The sequence below is a fragment of the Stieleria mannarensis genome, assembly GCF_014154935.1.
In the GTDB taxonomy this organism is placed as follows: Bacteria; Planctomycetota; Planctomycetia; order Pirellulales; family Pirellulaceae; genus Stieleria; species Stieleria mannarensis.
Genome location: NZ_JACEHH010000009.1, coordinates 165369 through 191743 on the forward strand (window position 1 = coordinate 165369; position 26375 = coordinate 191743).

Below are 26375 nucleotides of genomic sequence, written 5' to 3' on the forward strand. Positions count from 1 at the left end.
ATGACGACAGTCAAAACCAAACGGATTCAACCCGGTTACGAACCGATCGAAGGTTACGTCCTGGAAAAACGGATCGGACGCGGCGGGTACGGCGAAGTCTGGCGTGCGACCGCGCCCGGCGGGCTGAAGAAAGCCGTCAAATTCGTCTTCGGACAGCAAGACGAGCGACGCGCCGAACAGGAGCTGAAATCGCTCGAACGGATCAAAGCGGTCCAGCACCCGTTTATCTTGACGCTCGAGCGGTTCGAACTGATCGAAAACCAATTGGTCATCGTGACCGAGTTGGCCGACGGATCCCTGGAAGACGTCTACAAGCAACACCAGGCGCGCGGCTCCTGTGGCATCCCCCGCGACATGTTGTTGGGGTACATGAAGGATGCCGCCGACGCACTGGATTACCTGCACCAACTCTACAAACTTCAGCACCTGGACATCAAACCGGGAAACCTGTTGATCGTTGGCGGCCGGGTCAAAGTCGCCGACTTCGGATTGCTGAAAGATCTCGGTGACATCGAATGCAGCATGGTCGGCGGGCTGACGCCCATCTATGCGCCGCCGGAAGTCTTTGACGGACGGCCGAGCATGCACAGCGATCAATACAGTCTGGCCGTGATGTACCAGGAACTTTTGACCAGCACGCGTCCCTTTAGCGGGCGGACGATCGCCCAGCTGGCCACCCAGCACGTTCACAACGCGCCCAATTTGAAACCGTTGCCGGCCAGCGATCGCCCCTGCGTTGCTCGGGCGTTGGAAAAGTCGCCGGAGCGGCGGTTTGCCAGCTGCACCGAATTCGTCGAAAAACTCGTTCGCCCCCACGCCACCGTTAGCGAAGTCGGTCAGCGTGACGGGACGACGCCGCAAAAGGCGGCACGCCCGGTCGAGAACCTGCCGCAGCTGGAAGACAGCCTGGGCACGTCCCATGAAACTCATCAAACCCAAGCCCTGGTCGTCGCCCTCGGTGGCACCGGGGCGGACTGCCTGAGCGCGTTGCGGTCGCGAATCTATGACTTTGGTGCCGGGTCGCCGGTCGTTTTGCACAGCGTGTTGATCGACACCAATCCGATGACGACGCAGACCGCGTTGATGGTCGACAGCACCGACGTCGTGCCGCGTTGCCGGGTCGTCGAAGCTCGCCTGCGTACCCCCAGCGAATACCGCAATAGCGGAACCGGGCGATTGAAGACCATCTCGCGGCGTTGGATTTACAACGTGCCACGAAACGGCCAGACCGGCGGCATGCGGCCGCTGGGACGACTGGCCCTGGTCGACCACGGCGAACAGGTGATGCAGACGCTGCGTGAGGCGGTGGAAGCATTGAACGCCGCCAAAAGCGACAACGCACCGCCGAAAATCTATGTCGTCGGATCCTTGACCGGCGGAACCGGTAGCGGAATGTACCTGGACATCGTCTACCTGCTGCGACACCTGCTGGACGAATCCGCAATGGAAAACGAACCGATCCTATCGTTCTTGACGACCAATCGGTTTCAAGGCGATCCGTCGCGTCCGCTGGCTCTGCACGCGACCAAATCCGCGATCAAAGAACTGGCCCACTTTCTGATGCCCGGCAACAGTTATCCCGGCGACGCCGGTGCCGGCTGGCCCAGTGTTCCCGCCGCCCGGACACCGCTGCACAACACGTACGTCATCGCCCAATCCGATCGTCCCGGCGCCCCGCCGCCGCTGCACTCGGTCATCGACTACCTCTGGGCCGACGCCACCGTGTGCGGTGAGTGGTTCGCCAAAGGACGCCACGAAGACGACGACGCGTCGACCGGGCCGAGTGTCATTCGGACCATGAGTGTGGCCCAGATCGGCGATCCGGAAGACCGCCAACCCAACTTGCTGGCGCCCCACGCGGTCAAGCTGCTGCTGCTCCGCTGGCTGGGAAACCCGCGTGATTCCAAAGCCGCTGCCAAAGAATTCTCTGGACGCATCCGCCGTCGCTGCCGATTGGACAGTGACGCGTTGTGCGGCCAAACCGTGCAGTGGTTTGGAAACAATCGACAAGACCGCCGCGGCAAGTTGATGGAACGGCTCGGTAACCTGGACCCGGCCCTGCTGCAAAATCCCGCCGCCGTCCGATCCCATCTGGTCAAATGGCTGACCGGGGTGATCGACCTGGATCAAACCGAGGTGCTGGCAGGACAAATCATTCATCAGATCGAGCGTGAAATCCATTCCCGTCTCCAAGACGGAAAACTGGACCTTTCATCGACAATCACCGGAGTCGGCGAGATTCGTCAACAGATGACGCAACTGCAACAGACCCTGCTGCAGCGTTCCGAGGACGAATTCCGACGGATCGCCGACGACAGCGCCGCATCTTGCGAACAAAACGCCGACTCCTCCCGCGGACCGATGGCCGCACTGCGAAACGCCTGCGGCATCGGGGAGCAATTGGTCGAGATCATCGCCTGTCGCGCCGCCGCATCGGTCGCGGCGACGTTGACCGACAACCTGGCCGAGATGGCCGAATCCTATGTTGACGCCTCCGCCCGGCTGGCTCAAGCGATCACCAACCTCGCCGAGGATGACCGCCAAGCCGTCGATCACTGGTCCACGCTCGCCCCCGAGATCCGCAGCGGCTTGCCCGACATCATCGACAAATTGCAGCGTGCCAATGTGGTCGGCCAGTTGTTCCGCGTGATCCAATCGCCGGCGATGATGACGACCGAATTCGTCGTCAATGAACTGTCCGTCGCGGCCGCCGGGCTGATCCGCCAGGGGATCAGTGCCGCCGACGATTCAGCGTCCGGCGACGCGACCACCCACGATGCCCGAGGCTCGCAGGGCGGCGATCCCAACACCGCCTCCACCGCGACGACCGACGAACTGCAGATCGGCAAGACGACCTGTTTCAATCCCCCAACCGATCCGGTCGCGATGACCCAGACCCACACCTGGTCGACGCCCGATGCCGTGCCCAGTCTGACCGCCGAATCCGCCTTCGAAGCCGTCCGGCCCCCGCTGCTGGAATGTGGCGGCAAACAACGCGTTTATCTCGTCTGCCGCGACAAGACTGAACAACGCACCCTGTTGTCGCAGTTGCCCAAGGACGAGATGTCGTCGCTGACCACCATCCATGCCAAGGCTTCAATGCCCATGCTGGTTCACGAAGCCCAGGACATCGAGCTTGACAATGTGCTGTCGTGGCTCGATGCACTGACCGGCGACGACGGCCGGATCAGCGATCGCCTGATCACCCGCTGCGATATCGATTGGAGCTGAGCTCGCTGCGGACTAAGCCCAGTGCGGACTAAGCCCTGGGCAGACGAATCGTGAACGCCGTGCCGACGCCGACGGTGCTTTCGACGCGGATCTTGCCGCGGTGTGCGTCGATGATTTCCTTACAGGCGGCCAGCCCCAACCCCGTGCCTCCCTTGCCCGATTCGTCGGGGCCGTTTTTGGTCGAAAAGAACGGATCAAAGATCTGCGGCAGCGTGGCCGCGGGAATCCCGGCCCCGCTGTCACGGACGACCAATTCCACCGATTGCTGGTCATCGCTGTTGGCCAACCGGATCAACAACTCGCCGCCTTCGCCGATCGCTTGCCGGGCATTGATCAACAGATTCAACAGCACACGTTGAATCTGGTTTCCACTGGCGATCGCCTTGGCCACGTCCGGCTGAATCTCGGTCGTGACCGACACGCGGTACTTGTGCATCTCGCGTTCCAACAGGACCAGCGTGTCCAGAATGATCGCGCCCAGATCGGTCGGTTCGAACGACTCGCTGCGGTTCCGCGCCTGGGCCAGAATCGTGCCGGTGATTTTCGACGCACGCTCGGCGGCATCCAGGATTTTGCCGAGCGCCTTGTCGCGCGATTCGTCGTCGCGGTTGCGGATTCCCAACCGGGCGTAATTGATGATCGTCATCAAGACGTTATTGAATTCATGCGTCGCCGTGCTGGTCAATTCGCCCAACGCGGCCATCGATTGCGACTGTCGCAGGTGCGCCTTCAGGTGCTGGATGTACTGCTGCTCGTCACTCAACGGGGCGGCGGAGCTCAACGGGGCGGCGGACGGGACGTTGCTCGGCGCACCGCCGGCCAGCGTGGCGGGGGAGTCGTTGTTTCCGTTTGTCGAGGGATTTGCCGTGGCGGCCGGCGTTGGCATTGCGTTGGGTGCGTTCATGATCCCCGGGTGGGTTGGCTGGCAATTGCATCGAGACTGCTTTGATCTATCGTCGTCGAGCGGCGATTTGCTACACCCAGTCCCGGGCCGCAGGCAAAGCTTGCCAGTGCTGGTGACGGCCCTCACAATCGGAAAAGTTTCCGGAGCAAGAGACGCCGACCATGCCGAAACACTCCCCCCCGTCTGCCACGACAGACCCTCCCAACATCGTCCAAAGACTGGCCCAAGCGGTCGGAACCGCCAAAGAAATGGGATTTGAAGTCCGCAAGGTGGTGCTGGACGACCAGCTGCCCGGCTGGTGTCAGATCGGATCCAAAAAGATCCTGTTTCTCGACCTGGCCGCGTCGGCGAGCGAACAACTGGACCAGATCGACCAGATCGTGGCGTCCTACTGCAACCAACGCCAGCAACGCAGCGAAGGCCGAATCGCGGCCTAGCGACGAATCCCACAGTGGGATAGGCTTCCAGCCTGTCATCGTGGGAGAGGCTTCCAGCCTGTCATCGTGGGAGAGGCTTCCAGCCTGTCATCGTGGGAGAGGCTTCCAGCCTGTCATCGTGGGAGAGGCTTCCAGCCTGTCATCGTGGGAGAGGCTTCCAGCCTGTCCATTCATTGTGAATCGTTCAGGCAAGGCGAATGTTGTTCAGGCGAATGGGAATAGCGGCGGCAGCCGGGTTCTGTCGGCGAATGGGCATCGGTCTGCGCGCCGGTGCGGACCTGCTGCGATTGCTCAAGGCCGAAACCAAATACGGCCCGCCGCGACAGCGTGAGGCGGTTTCACACGTCTTGGAGAGCGTCGAAGCCGGGTTCCAGATCAGCGACGCGATGAAGCAGCGCGCCGCCTATTTCCCCCGGCTGATGGTTTCGTTGACGCGTGTCGGCGAGAGCACGGGCAAGCTGGAACGCACCTTCAACACGCTGGCCGATCACTTTGATCAACAGGTGGCTCTGCGGCGTCTGTTCCTGACCTCGATCGCTTGGCCGGTCATTCAGCTGGGACTCGGGCTGGGCGTGATTTCGATCGTGATCTACCTGATGGGCATCCTGACGCCCTCGACCGGCGGCCAGATGGCCGACATCTTGGGATTCGGGCTCCGTGGCGGCAAAGGCGTGTTGATTTTCTGGGGCTACATCGCCTGTGTCGCCGCGATCCTGTGGTCCTTGTATTACGCCTATCAAAGAAACCTGGGCGGAGTCCAGAACCTGGTGCCGCTGTTGTACATGGTTCCCAAGTTGGGTCCGTCGCTGCAAACGATCACGCTGTCCCGATTCACGCGGACGTTGTCGCTGGCACTGGGCGCAGGTTTGGATCCGATCCGCAGCGTGAAACTCAGCCTGGACAGCACCGACAGCGATTACTACCGCGGCGGCGGGGAATTGTTCGAGTCGGCGATCCGCGACCGAGGCGACACGCTGGCCGGTGGACTGCGCTCGACCGATCTGTTTCCCGAACCCTTTCTGCATCTGGTCGAAGTGGCCGAGATGTCGGGAACCGAGAGCGAGTCGATCGATCACTTGGCGGTGGAGTACGAAGAACGCGCCAAGATGGCGATGCGGACCCTCTCGGGCGTCGCCACGGGAATCATTTGGATGGCCGTCGCCGGCACCCTGATCTTCTTTATCTTCCGGATGGCGTCGGTCTACCTGGGAGCGATCAACGAGGCGGCGGGATTGAACTGATCAATCAGTGCGTGGGGTCAACCACTCAGCTTCGATCAGCCGCTGCCTTCGGGCCATTCCGAGGGGATCAACTGGATGCCGCTGCGGCCCCGCGGTTCGGCCACCCGCAGCGAATCGCGCACATAGTCGTGGCATTGGATGCACAGGTTGGTCATGTGCAAGTACGTGAACGTCGCGCCCTGGTGGTTCTGTTGCTCGGCCAGCTCTTCGAGCTGATTGCATTGGCGGCGAAACTCGGCGCTAAAATGCTCGTACACCGTGTCCCGCGCCCGCGGCCACTCGGCGGCTTCGCTGATCAACCTCATCTCTTTCGCACCCCGCGCGATCGCGCGAAAGTCTTTGCGGAGCAGACCTTCCAGGACATGTTGGGAACGTTTTAATTTCGAACGCATCAGCATGCCCTCGGATTGCTCGATCGGTTGGACGACCGGATCGGCCCAAGTGATCACGGTGACCGGCAAGGTCACCAGGACACCGAGCAGGACGAGTTTGAATCTCATTGGGAAACCTGGTGCGGAAGCGGATCGGATCAAAACATTGCGTCGGTCGCGGTCGTCACGGATCGGATTGCCCCGTGACGATCGTCCGCAACGTTTTCTCAGTAGCAGAATCCCTGGACACGGAAAACGGCAACCGGCTGCCCGATTCGGATTTCAGCCAAATTCCGCGGTCGGTGTGCATTGACGCACGTTGGCGACAACGGACACGCCAGCCCGGAGGGAATTCCCTCAACCAATTGGCTTTCTCCCGTCCGCTGTGAACCGCGTGTTAGCGTTCCCATGAGGAGAAGGTCGCCTGATGAATCGTCAAGGGGGGCTTCTGTGTACCCGATACGTTGCGGATCGCGTCGATTCGCATTACCAGGAGCCGGCAGGGTGACCGTCTTATTCGTCGATGATGAACCGCAAGCGTTGCGTCAGCTGGAGCGCCAGCTGATCGCGGAAGATGTCGATTGGGAATGCGATTTCGCGACCAGCGGCGAAGAGGCGATCGCGATGATGGCCGCATCGAAATTTGATGCCGTCGTCACCGACATGCGAATGCCGGGCATGGACGGCGCCGCGTTGCTGAACTATGTCAGCAAGAAGCATCCCAACATGGTTCGGATCGTGTTGTCAAAACCGTCCGATCGCGATGCGGTGCTGCGATCGATCGTGTCGATGCACCAGTTTCTGCCCAAACCCTGCGACGCGACCGAGCTGCGAACGACGATCGACCGCGCCTGCTCGCTTCGAGATGTGCTGGTTTCCGATTCGTTGCAGCGTTTGGTCGGCGGGCTATCCCGGCTGCCGAGTGTTCCGTCGGTGTATCGAGAGCTGACCGCCGAACTCCGCAACGAAGACGCATCGATCTCCTCGATCGGCAAGATCGTCGCCAAAGACGCCGTGATGACGGCAAAGGTTTTGCAGCTGGTCAACTCGGCGATCTTTTGTTTGAGTCACCATATTTCCGATCCGGTCAAAGCCGTTTCGTTGCTGGGCGCTTCGACGCTCAAGTCACTCGTCCTGGCGATCGGTATCTTCCAAGAATTCGAAGCGTTGGGCGTCAACGGGTTCTCCGCCGAAGTCTTGATGCAACACTGCTTGCGCGTTTCCCGGATGACCAAGCTGATCGGCCAACATGAACGGCTTGATTCGCAAGCGGTCGAAGACGCCATCACCGCGGCCACGCTGCACGACATCGGCAAACTGGTCCTGCATTCGATCGACCCCAAAACCTGTGCCCAGGCGGCACTGAAAGCCGAAATCGACGACATCCCCTTGTGGCAGGCCGAGCGTCAGGTCTTCGGCGCCGACCACGCCGCCATCGGGGCCTATCTGCTAAGCGTCTGGGGGCTGCCCCAGACGATCATCGAAATCGTCGCCCTGCATCACACGCCGACCAAGGCGTTCGAGATTTCGTTCTCCCCACTGACCGCCGTGGTCGCATCGAACTATCTCAGCCGTTGCGGCAGCCACCTGCCGCTGCCCTCGCCCGACGAGGAACTCGTCCGCTATTTCGAGATGGTCGTCTGCGGCGAAAAACTGGAAACCTGGCACAACCTTTGTTCCGGCGTGACCAAGCGGAACAACGCCAATTCCAAAGCACCGCTGCCGCAAGACGTCAGCCTGTAAGGCTCCCCAATTAGATTCTCTCTCTCTGGGAGAGACGGCGTTTGCGCAGCAAGCAAACGCCAGAGAGGGCCCGTGTTGAAAATTCGCCACCGGCGTCGTGGCACGAATCGGATCGATTGAATCAATCGTGAAGCGGAACTCGTCAACGGCTTGTTGATTGAATCAGCCGTTTCGGGCTTGAATCTGCGCTTCGACATCCGCCGTCAACTCCGTCAGTGCGTCCTGCAGATGCCGCTCGTGGCCGATCTCGCTTTGTCCGTATCGGCAGCGTTGGAAGGCATCGGTCAGCAATCGCAACTGCGGGAACCGTGGGCCCACACGCTGCAATAATTCGTACGGGGTCTCATCCGCCCGGCGTATGACTCCGACGCGTCCAAGTTGATTCAACGTTTCGGCGTAAAACGGCAATTGTGGCTGTCCCACCAGCGCATCGCCTGGCGACCGGGCGCGTCGTGGCAGGCGAAAACGCAAACGCATCAATCGCATCAGCAATGCGATGGCGACGATCGCCGCCGCGACGCCGAGCAACAAGCGTCCGATCGATCGCATCGGCAACGGAACATCGTCGGCCACCACGCGGCCGTCACGGATCTGCGAGAGCGTGCCCCGCAGGGAATTCCACATCCGTTGATACGAACTTTGCACCTCGCGCAAACCGGTCACTTGCACCAGGTCGTCGCTCTGACGCTCCGCATCCATCTCGACGACATAGTCTTCCCAAACATTGTTGGCCAGATTCAACAGCCCATCGACGCCCTCCGGGTTGCCATCATCGAGTGCACTTTCGGCAGGCGTCGGATCCAGTCGCATCCAGTAGCGATCCGACTCGCGCTGCCCGCCCAGATCGGCGTCGGGCGGAATCTGGTCTCGCTCGATCAACGCTTCGACCCACGCATGGGCGTGCAATTGCCGGGCGATGTAATACTTGCCGATCGTGTTGTATTCTTCGGTTCGATAGCCCACGACCACGCGGCAGGGGATGCCGACGCTTCGCAGCATCAATGCGAGTGCCGAAGCGAAGTATTGGCAATGCCCGCGACGATCGACCGACAGAAACTGTTCGACCGGATCGACATCGGGGATCGGTGTGGCATTCAGGTTCAAGGTGTAGGAAAACGCGGGGTCGGTTCTCAAAAACTGCTCCATCGCCACCGCGGCACGAAAAAGGTTGCTGTCCGCGACGGAGGAATCGTCCAGAATTTGAGCGGCCAATCGGGTCGCCGTCGGCACACTGTCACGATCGATGCGCAACAAATCGCTGACGTAGTCCTGTCGCGGTCGTTGCGTCCGGCGTCCGAAGCGGCGCTGCCAAGTCAACTCGTACGGCGTGATCATTCGTTCCGCTTCACTCGCCCGCGCGATCCATCGCGTCTGCACGCCGTCACGAAACGCATAGGTGCCGAATTCGTAGGTCAATCGCGGAAACGGCGGCTCGGAGGCCTCGCGGGCGAGCGTCCAACGGTCGATCGCATGGACGACGTCCAGCGATTCACCAACCTGATGAAACGGCGCGATGGCAAACAGCGCCGGTCGACTCATCGCTTCGCAGGTGACTTTGGCGTGGACGCGATCAAAGGGGCCCCGTTCGGATGGCTTACCGGAGCGATACGGCGGGGGAATCCGACCGCGCCGGCTGATCGAACCCTGGTCGGTCGACACCCACTTTGCGATCGGACGGTTCGAGGAATAATCCACCTGGTACGTTTCCAGCACTTTTCCACGCAGATACAAACTGTCGTTGATCAAATAAGGCTGGCCGGTCGTCTGGTCGGTCAACTTGACCCTCACCGCCGGATCAGAGTTCTGCATCACCTGGCCGAGTTGTTCCATCCGGATTTCGTCATCAAAGCCGACCATCGCGGGACCGCCGAGGGCCGATCGGGACGGTTGGACGCGTCTGGGCAGGACAAAGAAAAACGCCGCTGCGATCAAAAACACCGCCGGTGACAATACGACCAGGGCGTAACGTGACCACGGCCCGGCCGCCCAATGAATCGAGATCACCGACTCCGGTGATGACGTCGCCACAAGTTCGTTGCGTGGCGGGGTGTCCTCCCTCACTCCGATCACGAACCGGATCAAACGCCCCAGCCGCGTTTTTGGCGGCGGGGCGACCGGGTGGTCCAACGTCACATCGATGCTTTCCATCAACGTCACCAGCCCCAACAAGCTGAGCGCGCTTCCGCCGACAACGGCGATCGGAATCATCCACAACCCGAAGCCGATCGCGTCGTTAAAAATCGCCGCGACGACCAATTCCAACAAACAAAACACCGCCAACTGTTCCAGAATCCGCCGCGACTTGCGCTGCATCATCAATACGCCTTGAACCAACACCAACAACAGCGCGACGGACACCATCTGCGGTTCCCCACGCTGCTGCAGCCCCCAAAAATCTTGAACGCAATACACCGCCGCACCGGCCATGGCCAAGTAGGCTCCGATCGGCGGCAATTCAAACACCCGCAACCAATCGACGAAGACGAATCCGACGATGGCCGCGAACACGGCCAACAACGCGATGCTGTCGGTGCCTTGGCCGCTGGTCAGCACCAATCCGCCGGCGGCCGACAGCAACGCAAACTGAAACGCCAAACGCGTCCGCACGGTCGGCACCGCAAGCAACTCGCGGCGGATGGACGCGGGCAACTCCGTGCCGTCACCACTAGCCATCGACATTTGCCGCCTCCCCGCTGACGCTGCGCGGCACGTCACCGTCGATCGACAAGTAACGCCCGACCGCCGGCGAGTGCACATCGATCCAAGCCAACCGTGAGCGTTGATCGAAATAACGCCACACCGACAGTGCCTTGTCCAGGGCCGGGGCGGCGGATCGGCGCTGTGTCACATCGCTGAATCGCCGCCCGCTGACCACGACCAAATCATAGGAATTCAGCTGCGACGCCTCCTGGGCAACGGCTCGGGCCAGCGGATCGTTCCGCAATTCATTCAGACGGACCGGTTTTGTGATCGCCAGACGCTCCAACAGCGACGTGACGTCCGCCCCGGCCGACATCAGCACGCCACAGTGACTCGATGAACCCAAGGCGTACGCATCGGCAACCAACAACGCCATCGAACTTGTCGTCGACGCCAATTCGTTGAGCATCGTCGCGGCCGCCTCCAAGACCCGTTCTTCACCGCCGCGTGTGCGATCGCTTGTGACCGCATCGACGATGAAACACAGTTGATGCCGGTTGCGTTGTTCAAATTGCCTCACCGCCGGCTCTCCGATCCGCGCCGTCGTTCGCCAGTGAATGTGCTTGACATGATCCCCCGACTGCCAGGGCCGCAACCCAAAGAACTCGCCGTCATCGTTGCTTCCGCCGCTGGACCGGTGACCGTCACCGCCGCGTCGCGGTGGCAACATCGCCGTCCATCCGCGACGCAGGGTCAGCAACCGCGGGTAAACCCACAGTGACTCGGTCGTCTCCGGTCCCATTCGTTCGCAATTCATAAATCCGAATGGAAAGGTCGTGGACGCGACGACGGGGCCCAAGGCATAACGGCCACGGTGATTGAACCGGCAGATGACCGACGTGCTGCGCGTCTGACGCGGCGGGACATGGCCCAGACTGGCGACCAGCGTGGCGATCACCCCGCCGGGATGTTTCTCATCCAGCGGTCTCGTCGCTTGACCCGTCGCGTCACGCGTCGGTCGGCCCATCGCCGCACCGGTGTCGCCGGCATCAGCGGCCATCACCGGGTCTTCGATCCGCACGCACCACAGCGGGCTCCATCGCCCGGAATTTCGCACGTCATAGCGTACCGTCGTCGGTGTGCCGGCAAACGCACCGGTGACCTTATGGCGACGAAGACCGGCTCGGAAAATCACATGCCGTCCGCTGCGCCACTGCAACAGCACCACGCTGACCAACAATCCCGCCAGCACCAATAGCAGGTTGAACCCGCGGAGTGCCCCGCCGATCATCGCGAACAATGCGACGAACAGCACATGGAACCCCAATCGCGTGATGCGGTAACGAAACAGCGGTTGGGGTCGATTTGTCGCCATCAGGCCTGTTGGAGCAAAGGTTTTTCGAAGGCTATAGTATCACGACCTGTCGATCGACGACCACTCCCAACCATTGGAACGCCCCCGAATGCCCCGTCGCGCCGTACCAATCGACTTCGTCGTCATCGGTGCCGGGATCGTGGGGCTGGCCACCGCCCGACGTCTGCTGCAGCGATTTCCGGATTGCTCGGTGCTGGTCGTCGAATCGGAATCCGATGTCGCCGCACACCAAAGCGGCCACAATTCCGGGGTCCTGCATTCGGGGATCTACTACAAACCCGGATCGATCCGCGCGAGCACGTGTCGCAGCGGCAAAGCGGCGATGGAGGCTTTTTGTGACGAGCACCAAATTCCCTGGGACCGCTGTGGCAAAGTCATCGTGGCGACCGATCAGGCCGAACTGCAATCGTTGCAGCGGATCGCCGAGCGAGGCCGCGAGAACGACGTCGCGTTGGAGCGTCTCGATAGCGACCAACTGAGGGAATTGGAGCCCAACGCGGCGGGGATCGCCGCCCTGCACGTGCCCGAAACAGGCATCGTCGACTTTCGCGTGGTGTGCCGAAAGCTGGCCGAGTGCATCCGTCGCGCCGGCGGCCGGATCATTTTCGACACCCGCATCGTCGCGATCGATGCGACGCCTCGATCGATTCGGTTGACCGCCGCCGACGGCCAGGTGTTTGAATCAGCCATGATGATCAATTGCGGCGGATTGCAATGCGACCGGATCGCCGCCATGGCCGGTGTTTCGCCGCAGATTCGGATTGTCCCGTTTCGCGGCGAGTACTACGAATTGGCACCGGGCCGCGAGACGCTGGTGCGAAATCTGATCTATCCCGTGCCGGATCCGTCGTTTCCGTTCCTGGGTGTGCACTTCACGCGGATGATCGACGGGGGTGTCGAATGCGGCCCCAACGCCGTCCTGGCGCTCGCCCGAGAAGGTTACGATTGGAAAACGATCCGCTTGAAAGACCTGTCACAGACGCTCGGGTTTGGCGGCTTTCGAAAACTGGCGCTGCGACATTGGAAAACCGGGCTGGGGGAGATGCATCGCTCGCTCAGCAAAGCCGCCTTCGTCGCCGCCCTGCAAAAACTGATGCCCTGTTTGACCGCATCCGATTTGGTTCGGGGACGGGCCGGAGTTCGCGCCCAAGCGGTCTCGCCCGACGGCCAGTTGGTCGACGACTTTTTGTTTCAGCGCAGTGACGCCGCCGTACACGTTTTAAACGCGCCGTCACCGGCCGCGACGGCGTCGTTGGCGATCGCACAATCCATCGTTGACCAGGTCGAGCGTTAGAACGTGAACGAGCCTGTCCCTGACGACCGCCCCGCCGCCGCCTCGATTCATTGCCGAGCCGTCACGGTCCGGTTCGCCCCGCAAGCGGTCGCCGTCGATCGCGTCGATTTAGATGTCTCAAGCGGAGAGATCGTCGCGTTGATCGGACCGAGCGGATGCGGAAAAACGACGCTGTTGCGGGCAATCGCCGGGCTGCAACCGGTCACCGGCGGCCAAGTCGAACTCGATCCGGCCGCCATCGCTGACGAAGGACAGATCGGATTCGTTTTTCAACAACCCGGCCTGTTGCCGTGGGCGACGACGCTGCAAAACGTCCTGCTGCCGTTGGAGTTGATCGGGCGGGGAAGCCGACCACAACGTCGTCTTGCCGCCGAAGCATCCCTGGCGTCGGTGCAGCTGGCCGACGCCACCGACAAACGGCCGCACGAATTGTCCGGCGGCATGCAGATGCGGGCATCGATCGCGCGGGCATTGGTCACCCACCCCAGCGTGTTGTTGCTGGACGAACCCTTTGCCGCATTGGACGACATGTTGCGAAACGATCTGGGCCGGCTGCTGCTTTCGCTATGGCAACGCCAACGATTCACCGCGGTGATGGTCACCCACAACATCAGCGAGTCGATCCTGCTTTCACATCGCATCGCCGTGATGCGCGAGGGGGTCTTGGAAACGGTGATCGATAACCCCTTGGCGTGGCCACGCGATCCGACGCAGATGAGAACACCACAGTTCGCAGAATTTTTCGGCGTCGTCAGCGACTTGCTTCGCGGGCCGGCCGATTCCCCGCAGCCCGAAACCCGCGGCGGTGCGTCATGAGCGACTCCGATCCACGCTCACCGGCAAGCCGCGTGGTTGATGCGGCGCGGCACTGGGGACCGGCCGTCATCGTCGCCCTGGTCGCCTTGGCGACGTGGCAACTGGTCGCTTGGGGGTTCCAGATGCCATCGGCGTTGCTGCCCGAACCGGCCGAGGTTTGGCAGGCGGCGCTGGAACACCGAATCGAATTGTTGAAGGCCTTGTACGCGACCGGCTTGGCCGCCGCGGCAGGATTGCTTGCCGCGATCGGACTCGGGTCACTGATCAGCGTTGGGTTTTCACAATCGCGGCGTGTCCGTTTGGCGCTGTTTCCCTACGTGATCTTTTTGCAAACCGTTCCCATCGTCGCGATCGCACCGTTGTTGATCATCTGGAGCGGCTACCAGTTTCGCACGGTGGTCATCGTGACCGTGATCGTCTGTCTGTTCCCGATCGTCAACAGTGTGACCGCAGGGCTGATGGCGATCGACCGGCAATGGTCCGACCTGTTTGTGCTGTACGGGGCCGGACGATCCCAAAAACTCGCAAGGCTACAGATCCCCGCCGCGGTGCCCTACCTGGTCCTGGGCGCGAAAACCAGCAGCGGACTGGCGGTGATCGGGGCGATCGTCGCCGAATTTTTCGTCGGCAACGGCACCGACTATGACGGCCTGGGCACCCTGATGACCCATTGGCAAGGTTTCGTCAAAACCGATGCCCTGATCGCCGCGGTGTTCGCATCGACGCTGCTGGGGCTGTTCCTGTTCGGACTGGTCCACCTGGTCTCACGCACCCTGCTGCGCCGCTGGATCGACGTGGGAGAGGCGCGTTGATGGGGCCATGACCGAATTCACGCTCGCCTGGCTGAGGTCGTGCGGTTTTCAGAAATTCACCCTCCCTGGCAGGGAGGGTCGAGCGTAGTGAGGGGAGGGGCGACCGATGGTGTTTGAGTGCCTTCGAGCCACAGGCAACCCTCCCCGCTCAACCGAAAAACCACTCGCGTTTCGGCGGTCGGCCTTGCGATTGTTGACGATGCATCCAGCCAAGTTTTTGAAAGGCCAGTCGCGTCAAGAACGCGGGGTTGGTCGTCAGATAACGTTTGGCCAACCGTCTCGGTTCGTGAGCCAGTCGAAACAACCATTCCAGCCCATGGCGTTGCATCCACGGCGGCGCTTGGGCCAGCATGCCGGCGTGAAACGCAAACGCGGCACCGACGGCAATCAACGGCATATTCAAACGAGACCGCATTTCATAGGCGAACACCTCCTGCCGTGGACAGCCGAGTCCGACGAAACAGATACCGGCGCCGCTGGAGTTGATTTCCTCGGCCAACGCGTCGCGCTCCGAAGGTGACAACGTGCGAAACCGACTGGCCCGCGTGCCGGCGATCTGCAATTCCGGAAACTGGTCTCGCAGCGAATCGGCAAACCGCGTCAACACCTCGTCAGTCGATCCGAACAGAAACACCCCAATCGCTTGTTGTGCCGCGGCGCGGCAAAGCTTCAGTGTCAAATCGGGGCCGTACACGCGATCGGTCAACCCGCAACCGTGCAACAGATTCAACGCCCATCGAACCGGTTGGCCGTCGGGGCAAACCAGGTCGAATTGATTCAATCGATACCGGTGCTCCGGATCACCCACCCCGGTCATCACACCATGAACGGCCAGCGCCGTGACCGACATCGGCCGCCGCCCGACCGCGGCAGCGATCACTTTGTCGATCGCCGACTCGTAATCGATCGCGTCGACCCCGATGCCCAGAACGTTTCGTTTCCCCAGATCGATCACGATGGTATTAGATTGAATGTCAGACAGAAATAGGGGTACGAAAGGGTGATAAGCGTAGCTACGCTCGCCAGAGCGTGGGACCCTAGGGGCGATCCACCTTCTGGCGAAGGTAGCTATGTAGAACCGGCAATCGCAGTGGATGTGTCGGCCACCTTTTTCACGCGATCGGAATCGGCATCATGCGACCTTAGCTGTCCGATCATGGTTTGAACGTGGAAGGTTCGGGCGTAGAGCCGAAGTGCCCAGCGGACGAGTTCAAGCTTCTCGGCGCGTGGCAGTTTCATCCCCGGGAAATAGGCCATGTCCGAATCGTCTTCCCGCCCCAAAACATCCGGCGGGTGCAGCAACAAAGAAGGCGTCGTACCGGTCCAGCGGCAAAGCCGAAACGCGTTGCTCAAGTACGTCCGCGCGGCGAGTTTCGAAACGCTTGCCAAGAACGTGAAGTAGCTGAAATGGATCGGCGTGCGGACCAGCGGCATCACCGTCACCGGGATCTCCCACAGCTGGCCGGCATCGACCCGGCGGCGGAACGGGCGATTCGGATTTCGCATCGCGGCGAATCCTCCGTAGAGTTTCTTCGCCCGCTCTTTTTGCTCGCCTTGGAGCTTGGTGCGGGCCAGAAAGACGGCGCGGGCGATCGGAGCGACCGAGGTGGGAAAGAGGGAGGCGTCGTAGGCGTAATTCAGCTTTACCAAAACCCGCAACACTTCATCGGGACACGAGAATCCCGGACCGCGGAACCCCTGGGGATGAACGCCCAACGCCGACACCACCGCGTCGTGCGTCAACGAGATCTCGTCATCGATCTCGTGATCCTCCATCGTGTGCATCCAAGGCAGATGATTCATCGAGTGGTTGGCGTACTCGATCGCCTTGAGTGCCCGGAAGGATTCGATCGCTTGGACGTCCGCATCGCGACGTAGGTCTCGACCGACCACGAACACGGTCAACGGCAGATCCAGTTCGCCCAAAAGATCGACCATCCGCTCGGCGGCAATCGGCAGGTAGCTGGATGCCGATTCCCAATCCTGGCGGCCGGCGGCGCGTAGGTAGGCCCATTTGTTGTCGAAGTCGACCGACAAACTTGCCACGGGCCGTTGCGGGTTGATAGCGGACGCGTTCAACCGTGTCCTCCGTCAAACGAAAGATCCTGTGAAAGAATCCGTTTCAGGTCGCGCCGCGGTCGCATCGTTCTATTCACCACCGCGTCCGGTCAACGGCACCAACGCGGTCCGGGCGATCAGATGCAAATCCCGCCACAGGTCGTTGCGGTCGACATATTGCAAATCCATCCGCATCCAGTCGTCAAAGGTCTCCGCGGCCGCCTTGTTGACCTGCCAATAACACGTCATCCCCGGCGGCACATCCAATCGACGGCGTTGCCAATGATTGCAGGCGCGACTTTCGTGCCACGGCAGGGGCCGCGGACCGACTAGCGACATGTCACCGCGCAGCACGTTGATGAACTGGGGCAACTCGTCGATACAGGTCCGACGCAAGAAATGACCGATCGGCGTAACGCGGGGATCGTGTTTGATTTTAAAGGCGGGACCGTCGCGATGGCTTTTGTCTCTCAATTCGGACTGCCGACTTTCGGCGTCGACGACCATGGTTCGCATCTTGTAGATCGTGAACGGGTTGCCGTGCAGTCCCTCGCGTGTCTGTTTAAAAAATGCCGGCCCGGGGCTGGTCAGTTTGACCGCAACCGCGGCGACGACCAACAACGGGCTGACCAAGAATAACCCGACCGATGCGCCGACGATGTCGATGGCACGTTTGAACAAGCGACGCTGGGGCGACCGATTCGGCAACGGATCCTCATGCGTCACCAAGGCATCCGCCACCTCCGCTCGCATCTGCGCCCTGCCGGAATCCGACTCGTTCGCCGGCGATCGCACCGAGGGCGAACGTGGTTGAACCGCCAAACCCGTTGCCTCGTTGGCACCGTGATCGACGCGCAGCCAAGTGAATTCGGACGCGTCGTCCCGTCGTTGACCGCTCGCCCCGGTGGGGAGATCGCCATCGTGATCCGGGGCAAAGCCTTCGGGGTCATGAACACGCAGCGAAAGCGTGGCGCCAATGTTTCGCGCCTCGCAGAGACTGGAAAGTCGATCCAACACGGCACGTCCGCCCATTTCCGGCGTATCGACCAGCAACACGCCGAATTGGTGGTTCCCAAGGTCCGCCTTCTGATCGGTCAAGCGAACGTTGCGGTGCAGAATGCGGATCAGATCACCGCGACGCGAGGCGAATTTGCGCCCCCCGGCCATTCGGATCGTGACGATGCAGAATGGGATCGATCGGCGTGTCGCGCGGATTCGCTCACGCGTCACCTCACGATTGAATTCCGTCTTGGTCAACAACAGCGAATCGCCATCCCGGAGGACCGAGTTTCGAAACGACACGCGTTTGATCAGGGCGTTTAGCACGGTGGATTCCACACTCGTCTCACACGGCCATCTTCTGTGAACCGCGAGGCTTCTTGAAAAAACAGGTCGTCGGCAACGGTCATCCAGCGTCGCCTTGCGTCAATGTCTACGTTCCGGTCAGTTTTCGCATTCGTTTGGTCGCGGGAGCCGCCAGGGCTATCGGTCCCCCCCGGGGCGGCGGCACTGCGCCAATGCGAAACTCTTGGCGCGTTCCGCTACCCGCAGTTCAAGCTGCGGCGGACTGGTAGGCTAGTTATCCGGTCCAATCCGTCCAGGCGGTTTTCAGGCAATCATATTTGTAGTAGACCGAACGGCGAAAGTGGTGATTGTTGCACCGATTCTTACGGTTCGGATTTTTCGGTAACCTTAGGCAACGCGAAATGTCCATTCGAAACACCTACCACTTTCTCGGTTGATTCCAAAAGAGGGTCACTTTGAACACATCCCAGCCACACGATGCGTCCGTTTTGTCACGCACCCTTGAGCCAGAGCCGATGGACGATGCCACGGAGGTCCAGGAGTATCAGCAAATGGACCACCAAGGCGTCAATGCAGCCTTTGTCGACGACTTGATTGCCGGGGGGGGCGTCGGACCGCGAGTGATCGATCTGGGCTGCGGAACGGCGCTGATCCCCGTCTTGCTGTGTCAAAAACGGAGCGACGTCGAAGTGGTGGGCGTCGACAGTTCGGTCGAAATGCTGGAAGCGGCGCGGATCGAGATCGAATTGGGATCGGTGACCGGCCGAGTCCATCTGGAACACGCCGATTGCAAAGTTCTCGAAGGGTTCCAGGACGCGGCGGCCGACACCGTGATCTCCAACACGATGTTGCATCACGTCGCCGAACCGGCGCGGGTGGTCGCCCAGGCGATGCGTGTTTTGGCTCCCGGTGGGCGTCTGTTCCTGCGCGATTTGGTTCGTCCGGCGACCGAAGCCGAGGTCGAATCGCTGGTCGCCCTGCATGCCGAGGACGAGACCGAATACGCCCGACAGTTGCTTCGCCAATCCCTTCATGCCGCACTGACCGTCGACGAAATCACGACCATCGCCGCCGCACACGGCATTCCGGGCACAGCGATCCGAATGACCAGTGACCGGCACTGGACCCTCGATTGGATCAAACCCGAAGCGGTGGAACGCAGCGGAGATTGATCTGATCCCGCGAGCGTGCAGCCCCACGCCATTTTGAGCGTGCGTTTTGTCATTATAATCAGGGTCAGGTTTTGCAACGTGTCGATGTGAAGGGGCCGTCGATGGGAAAGCTAATGAGAGACGCTCTTTCAAAACGACGGTCCTACCGACGGTCCTGCCGACGGCGGGGACGATTGGAACCACTGGCCAAACGGATGCTGCTCGCCGGAGACCTGCAAAGTCCCTACCAGCCGCGCGATGTCAACTTGGACTTGCAGGTCTCGGAACTCGACGCGCTGGCAGTGATCGACTTGCTCCGCGACCAGTCGACGCCTGAACTCGGTGCCGGCTTTTTCCCCGACGTCACCGGAAACGGGCAAATCACGCCCCATGACGTGCTGCTGGTGATCAACGAATTGATCGACGATGACCCCGCGATCGCGTCGCGGTTGATCCATGATTCGGGATTCGCCGGCAGCGCGAATTACGATCTGGTGACCAACGCGCCGGGGATCGAAATCTGGGCCTCGGAGTTTCTCGACGAAATCGAGTTGACGATCGACGGCACCTCCTTTGATGATCTGGCCGGGTTCGAAGTCGACGGCCGACTGGTGCTTTCCGACGACGACATCGACGGCCTGGTTTCCGGACATCTGCAAGATGGCGACCACCAAGTCGCGATCTCGATTCCAGGCCGCAACGCATCGATCGACTTCACCCTGTCGATCGATCGGACCGTCCCCACGCCGGTGCTGGATGCCGACGACGGCCGATTGCGGCTGCGACAGCGAAGTGTTGAGTTTCTATTTGACGAACCGTTGGCCCCCGAAGCGATCGCCGAAAGCAACTCTGCGGTCGAAGTGACCTCCGGCGGCAACGTGATTGATTCGGTTCCGATCGAAGCGATCACGCAGGACGCGACGCATCGATTGACGCTCAGATTCGCCGACAAGCTCAATGACGGAGAATACCGCATCACCCTGTCACCACGTCTTTGCGACTTGGCCGGCAATGAAATCTCATCGGATCCATTCCCGCTGCTGGTCCATCAAACCGCCGACTTGGTCATGGATCCGCAATCGCAATTTGTGACAGTCTCGACGGCGGACCCGACCATCTCGGTGCGTTGGGACGTTGCGACGCAAAAGGGGGTTGTGGCGACCTCTCCCGGACCGACCGTCGCTTCGCGCGCCTACGCCATGGTCCACACCGCGATGTTCGACGCTTGGTCGGCCTACAATGCCGACGCGGTCTCGACGGTCAACCAGGACGTGTTGCAGCGACCGGCCAATGAAAATACCGATGCGAACAAGGCCCAGGCGATGAGCCATGCGGCCTATCGAGTGCTGTCGGACTTGTTCCCCGAAGCCCAGCAGATCTTTGACGATTTGATGGTCGATTTGGGTTACGACCGCGACAACGATTCGACCGACGTGACCACGCCTGCGGGCATCGGAAATGTGATGGCCGCAGAGCTCCTGCAGATCCGTCACGCCGATGGTTCCAACCAGCTCGGCGACAGCCCGGACGGGGTTTCCGGCGTCAAGTATTCCAACGTGACCGAGTACGCTCCGCTCAACCCCGTCGGGCAAACCGACGTGATCGGTGCTTGGACCCCGGAGTACGTGCCGATCGATGCCACCGCCGCAACGGCCATCCGTGAACAAAGCTTCTTGACACCCCACTGGTCGGACGTCACGCCGTTTAGTTTGACGACGGCATCCCAGTTTCGCCCCGAGCCGCCCGAGCCGTTCTTGTTGGTCGACGGCGCGGTGGATCTGGACACCCAAACCATCACGCTGGCCGATCAGTCCGTGATGACGATTGATCGCTCGTTGATCGGAACGGTCATTAACCCCGACTTTATCGCTCAAGCCCAGCGGGTCATCGACGCCAGTGGCGGTTTGACCGACCGTCAAAAGTTGATCGCCGAGTTCTGGGAAGACGCGGGAAGCACGTCGTTTCCACCCGGCACTTGGATGAGCTTTGGACAATTCCTGTCTGGCCGAGACGAACACTCGTTGGACCAGGACGCCGGGTTGTTCTTCGCCCTTTCCAATGCGGTCTTTGATGCCGGCATCGCCACGTGGGAAGCCAAGGCGTTTTACGATTATGCCCGCCCGGTCCGCGTCATCCGAGAACTGGGTGAATTGGGACTGATCGGCCAATTTCATCAGGCCTCGGGAACCTACCGGATCGACGTTTGGTCGCCACAGACCGGTACGACCCAATCGATTCCGGCAACGGAGTTTCTGACCTACCAAACGCCCGGCAGCGATCCCTCCCCGCCGTTTGCCGAATACACTTCCGGGCACAGCAGTTTTAGTGCGGCCGGCGCGACGATCTTGGAACGGTTTGCGGGATCGCCAGAATTCGGTGGGGAAGTCACCTTTGACACCGGCGAATCACGTTTCCAACCCGGCGCCGTCCCCGCAGCACCGGTGACGCTGCAGTGGTCGACGTTCCGCGAGGCGGCTGATGAAGCGGGCCTGTCTCGCATCTATGGAGGGATTCACTTTGACGACGGAGATCTGCAAGGCCGAAAACTCGGCAACGACATCGGTATGGCCGTCTGGCAGCGGGCTCAACAATACATCGACGGCACGGTCGGTTCGTCGTAGTGCCGGATGGGACTTTGGTCGTTATCGCTCCGCCGGCGGATTAAGGATCATTCGGAACGGTTCACGCCTAAGACGTCTGCCCCACCCCCCAGCGATCAATCCCTGTTGACCGGAGCCCCGATCCACTAGGATTGGAGATCGGCTTCTTCCTACCGCTTTTTGTCGCAAGACCCCGGCGTATGAAACAAATTCGCAATTTTTGCATCATTGCCCATATTGATCACGGAAAATCGACCCTGGCCGACCGGCTGATCCAGGCCTGTGGCGGGGTCACCCAACGTGAATTCCATGACCAGATGCTCGATTCGATGGACATCGAACGCGAGCGTGGGATCACGATCAAGAGCAACACGATCACGCTGGCCTACACCGCCAAAGACGGCCAGGATTATCAATTGAATTTGATCGATACGCCCGGGCACGTGGATTTTTCCCACGAAGTCCGACGCTCGTTGATGGCCTGCGAAGGTGCCTTGATGGTCGTCGACGCGTCGCAAGGTGTCGAGGCTCAGACGGTGGCCAATCTGTACTTGGCGATGGAGTACGATCTGGAGATGCTGCCGGTGATCAACAAGATCGATCTGCCGGCGGCGGACGTCGATCGGGTCCGCGAAGAAATCGACTCGGACCTGGGCCTCGACCCGTTCGCGGCGATCCCGGTTTCGGCGAAAACCGGCGAGGGCATCGAAGACGTTTTGGAAGGAATCGTCCAGCACCTGCCGCCGCCGGAGGGCGACCCGAATGCGCCGCTGAAGGCACTGGTTTTTGATGCCCATTTCGACAAGTACCGCGGTGTCATCCTGCAGTGCCGCGTCATGGAGGGCACGCTCAAAACCGGCCAGGCGATTCACTTCATGCACGGCGGTCACGACTACAAGGTCGATGAACTGGGTTACAACCAATTTAAATTGAACCCGCGAAAACAACTCGCCGCCGGCGAAGTCGGCTACATCGTCGCCGGCGTCAAAAGCGTTCAAGACATCGAGATCGGCGACACCATCACGTTGCAAGATCGACCGGCCGACGCCCCTATCCCGGGATACCAGAAAGCCAAGCAAGTTGTGTTTTCGTCGGTCTATCCGATGAGCACCGATGAGTACCAAGACCTGACCAAGGCACTCGAAAAACTGTCGATCAACGATGCCGCGCTGACCTACGAAAAGGACTCCTCGGCCGCCTTGGGGTTTGGATTTCGCTGCGGGTTCCTGGGGCTGTTGCACTTGGACGTGATTCAAGAACGCCTGCAACGCGAATTCGACATCGGCTTGGTCATCTCGGCGCCTTCGGTCAAGTACATCCTGTCACTTAAAGACGGCACGACCGTCGACGTCGACAATCCGTCTTACTGGCCCGATCCGTCAAACATCGATTCGGCATCCGAACCGTACATCAAGGCCTCGATCCTGACGCCGGAGGAATTCGTCGGCCCGGTGATGGAGTTGTGCCGCGAACATCGTTCGGAAGGCCAAACGATGAATTATCTGTCCGCCGGTCGGGTCGAAGTGACCAGCGAAATGCCACTGGGCGAAGTGCTGTTCGACTTCTACGACAAATTGAAGATGATCACCCGCGGTTACGGATCATTCGATTATGAACCGATCGAATACCGCAAAACCGACGTCGTCAAAGTTGACATCCTGGTCAACAAAGAACCCGTCGATGCGTTGGCCTATTTGGTGCACCGCGACAAGGCCCGGGCGCGGGCGTTGCATTACTGTGAACAGCTGGCCGAAGCGATCCCGAGGCACCAGTTCAAAATCCCGATCCAAGGTGCGATCGGCGGCACCATCATCGCCCGCGCGACGATCCAGCCCTACCGCAAGGACGTGACCGCCAAACTGTACGGCGGTGACGTGACGCGAAAGAAAAAGCTGTTGGAGAAACAGAAGAAGGGCAAGGCGAAGATGAAGCAGTTCGGCAGCGTCAACATCCCCCAAAAAGCCTTCGTCTCGGTGTTGCGCGCCGATAAGGACTAAACCTTATTCGCTGCACATTCTTGACGCCATCGTGCAACGGGACCAATAGGACACATCGGACTTCTCGGTCCCCTAGGTCGTGTGGTGCTATCCGGCGTGCGCTACTCAGACGCAGCGGTTGGCGTGCACCAGGCTCTGCAAGCAGCAATCGGAGACGGCACCAATCGGAGACGGCACCAATCGGAGACGGCACCAATCGGAGACGGGGCTCGGAACGAGGCAGCAGGGGGAAACGCGTCAACGCCATGCGATCGCTCTGCATCAGCTATCATTCTCACTGCGTCTCTCCCCCCACCGCTGATCACGAGTTCCTGATGAAGTTCATGGCAGTCATCGTCGCCCTGCTGCTGATTGACTCCCCCATCGCCGACGGACGTGGTCCACAGCCCGGCGACCTGTACCGTGAATTCGCTGTGCACAACGGCGGTGATCGTGACTGGCGTGTCACCGATGAACGGGCGGTGGAAAAATTTGAACGGGCAAAAGCACATCTGCCCAACGCACGCGTCGAAATCCGCATCGACGATCTCGAACATGCGGTTCGCGCCGAAGCGATGTTGGATCGCTGGGGCGGCCATCGCGGCACAATCAACAAACGCATCCGGTTCAACGACAACGATTGGATCCTCGTTCCGGAATTGAAGCATGTCCCCGAGGGCATTCGGCCGGAACAGCTGTTCTATCAAGACAACCCGATCGTCGACATCCCACTGCAAGACTTGCACGAAGGCGTCAACGTCTTCGATGCCGATTGCGACGAAGAAGGAGGATTCGGGTGGGGACAGTGGGGACTCTATTCCATGGTCCTTCGTGTTTACTATGACCGGGATCAAAAAGGGGAAAACTATCGGATCGGCGGTCGGATCACGAACCCGCCGTCCGGCCAGACTTTGGTCGAACATCCACACATCGACGTCGCGGCCGACGCGGCCATGGGCGTCGCACGGATCGATGTGCTCGCCGCGTACGAGGGCTATGACGAAGACGGCGATGGCCGCTTCGGCGGGTATCACGAAAGCCACTTCCAACTGGTGCGCGGCGAAGCCAACGAGATTCGTGATCACGTCGGAACATTGTGGCAACAACCCTACCGATTGACTTGGCAAACCGATTGGGTGCCCGATCAATCACCGGGCAGCATTTCGCTGGTGGCCCGAATTCAAGACGCACGCGGTTATTGGTCGGTCACCGAACCGGTCGAACATCTCTCGCTGCATCGACCCGACGCCCGTGTCAAACTGTATCGGGCCGATGGCGTGCCGGAAGATTTCGGAGTTCGGGCCGGAAAAATGAAATCCTGCACGTTGACGATTCCCCCCTCCGACCCGATCGATTCGGCTACACAGGCTATCTTGCACCTGCGTACCTGGCACGGTTGGGACGGGCACCACGAACCGATTCGCATCAATGACCATGCCATGCCGGTCGCCGGAAAGAACCACTTTTACGATTACGATCGACTGAAGTTTCCGACAGCTGCGTTAAAACACGGCGTCAACACGTTCACGATGCACTCCCAGACCGAGCACCACATGCTGGAGGTGCTTTGGCCGGGGCCGGCGATCGCGGTGCGGATGCCGCGGGCGGAAGTCGTGATCGACGAGGGACAGTACCAGGATCGTGACCATTTCGTGATCGACACGCCCGGCGCGATCTATTGGCTGGACAAAAACTCCGGCGGCCTGTCACGATTGATCGATCGCGAGGGCAACGATTGGATCGCGTTCAAGAAAGAACCTTGGGATCGCTATCCGGCTTCGGCGGCTTCTTCGTTTCGCGGATTGCCGAACCTGTTGTTTCAGGGGCAGGAAGGTGGCTTCGGGCATCCTGGATGGGATCGCGGAACCAGCGTGCAACTCGACGCACGAACGATCCAGACGACCAGCGACAGCGGCACGTGGCGGTTGCGTTGGACGTTTGATGCGACCGGCGCGGAACTGGACGTCCAGACCGATGATCCCGAGCGTCCGTTCTGGTTCCTTTACGAAGGCCCCATCGCCGGTCGTTGGGCACCGCGGTCGCAATACTTCGCCTCGGACGTCACGCCGCCGTCGCAGATCCCACACGACTACTTCGCTGGTGACAAGGTGTTTGATCGATTCCGCTGGGCGTACCTGGGCGATCGACGATCGGCACGCGTGTTGGCACTGGTTCATCAAACGCCCGACGAAGCCGTCGACACCTACGCTCATCTGGGCGATTCTGATCACGGCCTTGAATCGTCTGACGGAATGGTCGTGTTCGGATTTGGTCGAGGGCCAAAGGGGATCCAGCCGTTGCTCCAGGGTGCTCAATCGTTTCGCATCGGTTTGATAGAATCCCCCGGACACACCGACGCGCAGTACCGCACGATCGGCACTCAACTGGGTTCCTGGTGAACCAGGCGGATCGTCGATTGCG

The 26375-nt window shown here is 60.6% G+C and carries 18 protein-coding genes; 11 read left to right on the forward strand and 7 right to left on the reverse strand.

Features of this window, described 5'->3' with window-relative positions; translation table 11 throughout:
• The gene (locus H1B37_RS08570; protein WP_182866216.1) at positions 1-3231 is read left to right on the forward strand and encodes a protein kinase domain-containing protein; all 3231 of its coding nucleotides are present in this window, start codon (positions 1-3) and stop codon (positions 3229-3231) included.
• Positions 3232-3259: 28 nt separating this feature from the next.
• Here the strand turns inward: H1B37_RS08570 and H1B37_RS08575 are convergent, their stop codons facing one another.
• Positions 3260-4135 (reverse strand): sensor histidine kinase, encoded by an 876-nt coding sequence (locus tag H1B37_RS08575; protein ID WP_286177534.1) that lies wholly within the window; start codon positions 4133-4135, stop codon positions 3260-3262.
• 161 nt (positions 4136-4296) lie between these two features.
• Between H1B37_RS08575 and H1B37_RS08580 the strand changes: the two genes are divergently transcribed.
• Together H1B37_RS08580 and H1B37_RS08585 are read left to right on the forward strand one after the other, a co-directional pair.
• A complete protein-coding gene (locus H1B37_RS08580) occupies positions 4297-4572 on the forward strand; it encodes a hypothetical protein (protein WP_182866217.1) in 276 nt (91 codons plus the stop codon).
• A gap of 248 nt (positions 4573-4820) precedes the next feature.
• On the forward strand, positions 4821-5813 hold the full coding sequence (locus tag H1B37_RS08585) for a type II secretion system F family protein (protein ID WP_286177535.1): 993 nt from the start codon (positions 4821-4823) through the stop codon (positions 5811-5813).
• Positions 5814-5848: 35 nt separating this feature from the next.
• Here H1B37_RS08585 and H1B37_RS08590 read toward each other — a convergent pair whose 3' ends face one another.
• A complete protein-coding gene (locus H1B37_RS08590) occupies positions 5849-6313 on the reverse strand; it encodes a hypothetical protein (protein ID WP_182866219.1) in 465 nt (154 codons plus the stop codon).
• A 375-nt stretch (positions 6314-6688) separates the two neighbouring features.
• On the opposite strand from H1B37_RS08590, the gene H1B37_RS08595 reads away from it, so the two are divergent.
• Complete coding sequence (locus H1B37_RS08595) at positions 6689-7927, forward strand: response regulator (RefSeq protein ID WP_182866220.1); 1239 nt, start codon at positions 6689-6691, stop codon at positions 7925-7927.
• Between the two features lie 162 nt (positions 7928-8089).
• Here the strand turns inward: H1B37_RS08595 and H1B37_RS08600 are convergent, their stop codons facing one another.
• A complete protein-coding gene (locus H1B37_RS08600; protein ID WP_182866221.1) occupies positions 8090-10606 on the reverse strand; it encodes a transglutaminase TgpA family protein in 2517 nt (838 codons plus the stop codon).
• Positions 10593-11942 carry a DUF58 domain-containing protein gene (locus H1B37_RS08605; RefSeq protein WP_182866222.1) on the reverse strand — a complete coding sequence of 450 codons (1350 nt, stop codon included), beginning with the start codon at positions 11940-11942 and terminating at the stop codon, positions 10593-10595. The genes H1B37_RS08600 and H1B37_RS08605 overlap by 14 nt, the downstream gene beginning before the upstream one ends.
• An 88-nt stretch (positions 11943-12030) precedes the next feature.
• On the opposite strand from H1B37_RS08605, the gene lhgO reads away from it, so the two are divergent.
• The 3 genes from lhgO to H1B37_RS08620 are packed head-to-tail and all read left to right on the forward strand — an operon-like array spanning position 12031 to position 14864.
• Positions 12031-13236: an L-2-hydroxyglutarate oxidase gene (gene lhgO, locus H1B37_RS08610; RefSeq protein WP_182866223.1), complete on the forward strand. Its 1206-nt coding sequence runs from the start codon at positions 12031-12033 to the stop codon at positions 13234-13236.
• Positions 13237-13239: 3 nt separating this feature from the next.
• Positions 13240-14052 (forward strand): ABC transporter ATP-binding protein, encoded by an 813-nt coding sequence (locus H1B37_RS08615; RefSeq protein ID WP_182866224.1) that lies wholly within the window; start codon positions 13240-13242, stop codon positions 14050-14052.
• Entirely contained in the window at positions 14049-14864 is an 816-nt protein-coding gene (locus H1B37_RS08620) for an ABC transporter permease (RefSeq protein ID WP_182866225.1), read from the forward strand. The genes H1B37_RS08615 and H1B37_RS08620 overlap by 4 nt, the downstream gene beginning before the upstream one ends.
• 148 nt (positions 14865-15012) lie before the next feature.
• Here H1B37_RS08620 and H1B37_RS08625 read toward each other — a convergent pair whose 3' ends face one another.
• The 3 genes from H1B37_RS08625 to H1B37_RS08635 form a co-directional block, all read right to left on the reverse strand.
• Positions 15013-15819 (reverse strand): WecB/TagA/CpsF family glycosyltransferase, encoded by an 807-nt coding sequence (locus tag H1B37_RS08625; protein ID WP_182866226.1) that lies wholly within the window; start codon positions 15817-15819, stop codon positions 15013-15015.
• Between the two features lie 113 nt (positions 15820-15932).
• The gene (locus H1B37_RS08630) at positions 15933-16943 is read right to left on the reverse strand and encodes a polysaccharide deacetylase family protein (protein ID WP_286177537.1); all 1011 of its coding nucleotides are present in this window, start codon (positions 16941-16943) and stop codon (positions 15933-15935) included.
• A gap of 69 nt (positions 16944-17012) precedes the next feature.
• Positions 17013-18248 carry a sugar transferase gene (locus tag H1B37_RS08635; RefSeq protein WP_353620806.1) on the reverse strand — a complete coding sequence of 412 codons (1236 nt, stop codon included), beginning with the start codon at positions 18246-18248 and terminating at the stop codon, positions 17013-17015.
• A gap of 467 nt (positions 18249-18715) precedes the next feature.
• Here H1B37_RS08635 and H1B37_RS08640 point away from each other — a divergent pair, with 467 nt between their 5' ends.
• From H1B37_RS08640 to H1B37_RS08655, 4 genes are all read left to right on the forward strand, one after another.
• A complete protein-coding gene (locus tag H1B37_RS08640; RefSeq protein WP_286177538.1) occupies positions 18716-19399 on the forward strand; it encodes a class I SAM-dependent methyltransferase in 684 nt (227 codons plus the stop codon).
• A gap of 113 nt (positions 19400-19512) precedes the next feature.
• Positions 19513-21999, forward strand: a complete 2487-nt coding sequence (locus tag H1B37_RS08645; RefSeq protein WP_182866227.1) for a DUF6851 domain-containing protein — start codon at positions 19513-19515, stop codon at positions 21997-21999.
• A gap of 179 nt (positions 22000-22178) precedes the next feature.
• The gene (gene lepA, locus H1B37_RS08650; protein WP_182866228.1) at positions 22179-23975 is read left to right on the forward strand and encodes a translation elongation factor 4; all 1797 of its coding nucleotides are present in this window, start codon (positions 22179-22181) and stop codon (positions 23973-23975) included.
• Positions 23976-24289: 314 nt separating this feature from the next.
• Positions 24290-26353, forward strand: coding sequence for a hypothetical protein (locus tag H1B37_RS08655; protein ID WP_182866229.1), 2064 nt, complete (start codon positions 24290-24292; stop codon positions 26351-26353).
• Positions 26354-26375 lie beyond the last annotated feature (22 nt).

Coding starts and splice junctions, on each gene's coding strand:
- H1B37_RS08600 (WP_182866221.1), bottom strand. CDS start 10,606: ATGTCGATGGCTAGTGGTGACGGCACGGAGTTGCCCGCGTCCATCCGC.
- H1B37_RS08605 (WP_182866222.1), bottom strand. CDS start 11,942: ATGGCGACAAATCGACCCCAACCGCTGTTTCGTTACCGCATCACGCGA.
- lhgO (WP_182866223.1), top strand. CDS start 12,031: ATGCCCCGTCGCGCCGTACCAATCGACTTCGTCGTCATCGGTGCCGGG.
- H1B37_RS08645 (WP_182866227.1), top strand. CDS start 19,513: ATGAGAGACGCTCTTTCAAAACGACGGTCCTACCGACGGTCCTGCCGA.
- lepA (WP_182866228.1), top strand. CDS start 22,179: ATGAAACAAATTCGCAATTTTTGCATCATTGCCCATATTGATCACGGA.
- H1B37_RS08590 (WP_182866219.1), bottom strand. CDS start 6,313: ATGAGATTCAAACTCGTCCTGCTCGGTGTCCTGGTGACCTTGCCGGTC.
- H1B37_RS08655 (WP_182866229.1), top strand. CDS start 24,290: ATGAAGTTCATGGCAGTCATCGTCGCCCTGCTGCTGATTGACTCCCCC.
- H1B37_RS08570 (WP_182866216.1), top strand. CDS start 1: ATGACGACAGTCAAAACCAAACGGATTCAACCCGGTTACGAACCGATC.
- H1B37_RS08620 (WP_182866225.1), top strand. CDS start 14,049: ATGAGCGACTCCGATCCACGCTCACCGGCAAGCCGCGTGGTTGATGCG.
- H1B37_RS08585 (WP_286177535.1), top strand. CDS start 4,821: ATGGGCATCGGTCTGCGCGCCGGTGCGGACCTGCTGCGATTGCTCAAG.
- H1B37_RS08575 (WP_286177534.1), bottom strand. CDS start 4,135: ATGAACGCACCCAACGCAATGCCAACGCCGGCCGCCACGGCAAATCCC.
- H1B37_RS08580 (WP_182866217.1), top strand. CDS start 4,297: ATGCCGAAACACTCCCCCCCGTCTGCCACGACAGACCCTCCCAACATC.